Below are 3,419 nucleotides of genomic sequence, written 5' to 3'. Positions count from 1 at the left end.
GTGATGTGTACTATGATACTTTTCTGATCAATGGTAAGAACCAAAATGAGCAGCCACAATTTAAAGCCGGAGATAAGGTAAGACTTCGTATTGCCAATGGCGGGGCATCTGATTATTTCTGGTTAACTTATTCCGGTGGTAAAATAACCGTGGTAGCTACCGATGGAAATGATGTCGAGCCTGTAGAAGTTGACAGGCTAATTATAGCTGTATCCGAAACGTATGATGTGGTGGTCACCATTCCCGAAAATAAAAGCTACGAATTTTTGGTTACGCCCGAAGACCGCACCAAATCTGCTTCCCTTTGGTTGGGTAAGGGAGAAAAAGTTCCTGCTCAAAAACTGCCTAAGCTGAAATATTTTGCCGGAATGAAGATGATGAATGACATGATGGATATGAACGGCAACATGATCGAAATGGAAGGCATGAAAATGCAGAACCAGGTTATGGACATGAACACGGTAATGTATCCCGAAGTAACGGGTGAAGAGACCCCGAAAAAAGAAAACAAAAAAGCAGCTATGCCGGGGATGCAAATGTCTAACGAAAAAAACATGGCAGGTATGGATATGACAGCGGAAAGTCCTGACATCGTTACGTTGAACTATAATATGCTTCGTGATCCAAAGAAAACGACTTTACCTAGTGGCCCGTGGAAAGAGCTAAAGTTTGATCTAACAGGGAATATGAACCGATATGTCTGGACTTTGGATAATAAAACGGTTTCAGAAAGTGATAAAATCCTGATTAAGAAAGGAGAAAACGTTCGGATCATTTTGTTTAACAACAGTATGATGCGCCACCCTATGCACCTGCATGGTCATGATTTCAGGGTTGTCAATGGACAAGGCGAATATGCTCCCATGAAGAACATCATCGACATTATGCCCATGGAAAGGGATACTCTTGAATTTGCAGCATCAGAACCAGGTGGTGATTGGTTTTTCCATTGCCATATTCTGTACCACATGATGAGCGGAATGGGCAGAGTGTTCAGTTATGAAAACTCTCCGCCTAATCCAGAAATTCCTAACCCTAAATTAGCGCAGCGTAAGTTGTTTAGTGATGACAGGGAATTTCATCCCATGGCGAGAGTTGGAATTGAAAGCAATGGAAGTGACGGTGAAATCATGCTGGCCAATACCCGATACCGTTTTACTACCGAATGGAGAGTGGGTTTTCAATCCCATCATGGTTATGAAAACGAAAGTCATTTTGGGAGATACCTTGGAAGAAACCAATGGCTCTTTCCCTATGTTGGTTGGGATTTCCGTAAACGAACGGTTGATCCGATGGAAAAGAATATTTTTGGGCAATCTACAGCACCCGGGGATAATCTTTTCGGACAGGGCAATACCAAAAACTTTAGACAGGTATTTCATTTGGGGGTACAATACACTTTGCCAATGTTAATTGTTGCAGATGCTTCTGTCGATCATAAAGGAAACGTGAGATTTCAATTGATGAGAGAAGATGTACCTATATCCAAAAGATTGCGCTTTCAATTTATGGTCAATACCGATAAAGAGTATATGGCGGGGTTTAGATACATCGTCACCAAATATTTTGGCCTGTCCACCCACTATGACAGTGATATGGGTTATGGCGCCGGACTAACATTAAATTATTAACCAATTAATCTTTACATCATGAAGCATACCTATAAAATAATCGGAATGACCTGTCAGGGCTGTCGTAGTAAAGTTGAAGATGCCTTGAATAGTATTGACGGGATTTCTGCTAAGGTTACCTTGGAACCAGCTGAGGCAACGATTACGATGGATAAGCATATTACTACTGAAAAATTGCAGGAAACGCTTTCTGCTGCTGGAAATTACAGGATTGAAATGTCCGGCTTTCAAAAGATTGCCGCAGATAAACACAGTCCAGATCATTCTGGTCACCAACATCATGTTTCAGCCCCTCAGGGTCATGGCGCTGCTCCGGTTAAGGTTAATAAGGAAGAAACCGGAGAGGTATATTATTGTCCGATGCATTGTGAAGGAGATAAAACTTATGGTAAACCAGGTCATTGCCCGGTTTGTGGAATGGACTTGCTGAAGCAGCCGGTATTAAAGCAAGCCACTCAATTTACTTGTCCTATGCACCCCGAAATTATCAGAGATCAGCCTGGTTCATGTCCGATATGTGGAATGGATTTGGTTCCATTGGGTGTAAATTTGGAAGAGGAGGATAAAACTTATGAAACGCTTTTGCGTAAGTTTAAGGTCGCAACGGTTTTTACCATACCTGTCTTTTTGATTGCAATGTCTGAGATGATACCAGGTAATCCGATTTTCAAATTGATGGAATTGAAATATTGGAACTGGGTTCAGTTTGCATTTTCTATCCCTGTGGTGTTTTATGCAACATGGATGTTCTTTCAGCGCGCATGGCAATCCATAATTACATGGAAATTAAATATGTTTACTTTGATTGGTATCAATACCGCTACCAGGATTGTAGGCGAAAAAGAAACCACAGTTTCCATAGATGACATTCAGAAGGGGGACATGTTACGGGTGAAGCCGGGAGAGAAGATACCTGTTGACGGCAGTATTAAAGTTGGAGAAGTGACGATTGACGAATCTATGATTTCAGGTGAACCTGTTCCGGTGGAAAAGAAACCTGGGGACAAAGTTAGCTCTGGAACAATCAATGGTAATAAAACCTTTGTCATGCTTGCGGAGAAAGTAGGCTCGGAAACACTGTTGTCCCAAATCATTGAAATGGTGAATTCTGCAAGTCGTTCAAAAGCACCTATCCAAAAAATGGCCGATAAGATTTCAGGTTATTTCGTCCCTGTAGTGGTGTTGATTGCCATAGCTACCTTCGTAGCATGGGCAATGTATGGGCCTGATCCTGCATATGTTTACGCTTTTGTAAATGCTATCGCTGTATTGATTATAGCCTGTCCGTGTGCGCTTGGTTTGGCGACGCCGATGTCTGTAATGGTGGGCGTAGGAAAAGGCGCACAGTCTGGGGTGTTGATTAAGAATGCAGAATCGTTGGAAAAAATGAATGCAATTGATGTCGTGATTATTGATAAAACTGGAACAGTAACCGAAGGGAAACCATCGGTTGAAAAGGTCATTAGTGTAAACCCAGATTTTGATGAAAAGAAAGTCCTTGAAAGAATCGTAGCATTGAACAGCAGCAGTGAGCATCCTTTAGCACAGGCAACGCTTCGTTACGGGGAAGAGAAAAAGATCAGTATTCAGCCTATCACAAACTTTGAAGCTGTAACTGGTAAAGGTGTAATGGGTACATTGAAACAGGAAAAACTTGCTTTAGGCAACCAGAAATTAATGGAACACGTTAAAGCTGAAATTGATCCTGAATTAGAAGAGCAGGTTATGACCGCACAAAAACAAGGTAAGACAGTTTCTTATTTAGCTGTTGGGCATAAAGCTGTTGGC

2 protein-coding genes are annotated in these 3,419 nt (G+C 41.7%); both read left to right on the top strand.

The window, feature by feature from the left end; all coding sequences use genetic code 11:
• On the top strand, positions 1–1,631 hold a 1,631-nt coding region (locus AC1DDX_RS26240; protein ID WP_477622902.1), incomplete at its 5' end, for a multicopper oxidase family protein.
• Positions 1,632–1,649: 18 nt separating this feature from the next.
• The coding region (locus tag AC1DDX_RS26235; RefSeq protein ID WP_477622901.1) for a heavy metal translocating P-type ATPase at positions 1,650–3,419 on the top strand (1,770 nt) is incomplete at its 3' end.

The organism is Pedobacter sp. 10L46_2 (genome assembly GCF_056395165.1).
Note: the sequence above shows the minus strand (reverse complement) of the source record. Positions and strands in the feature narration are given on the sequence as shown.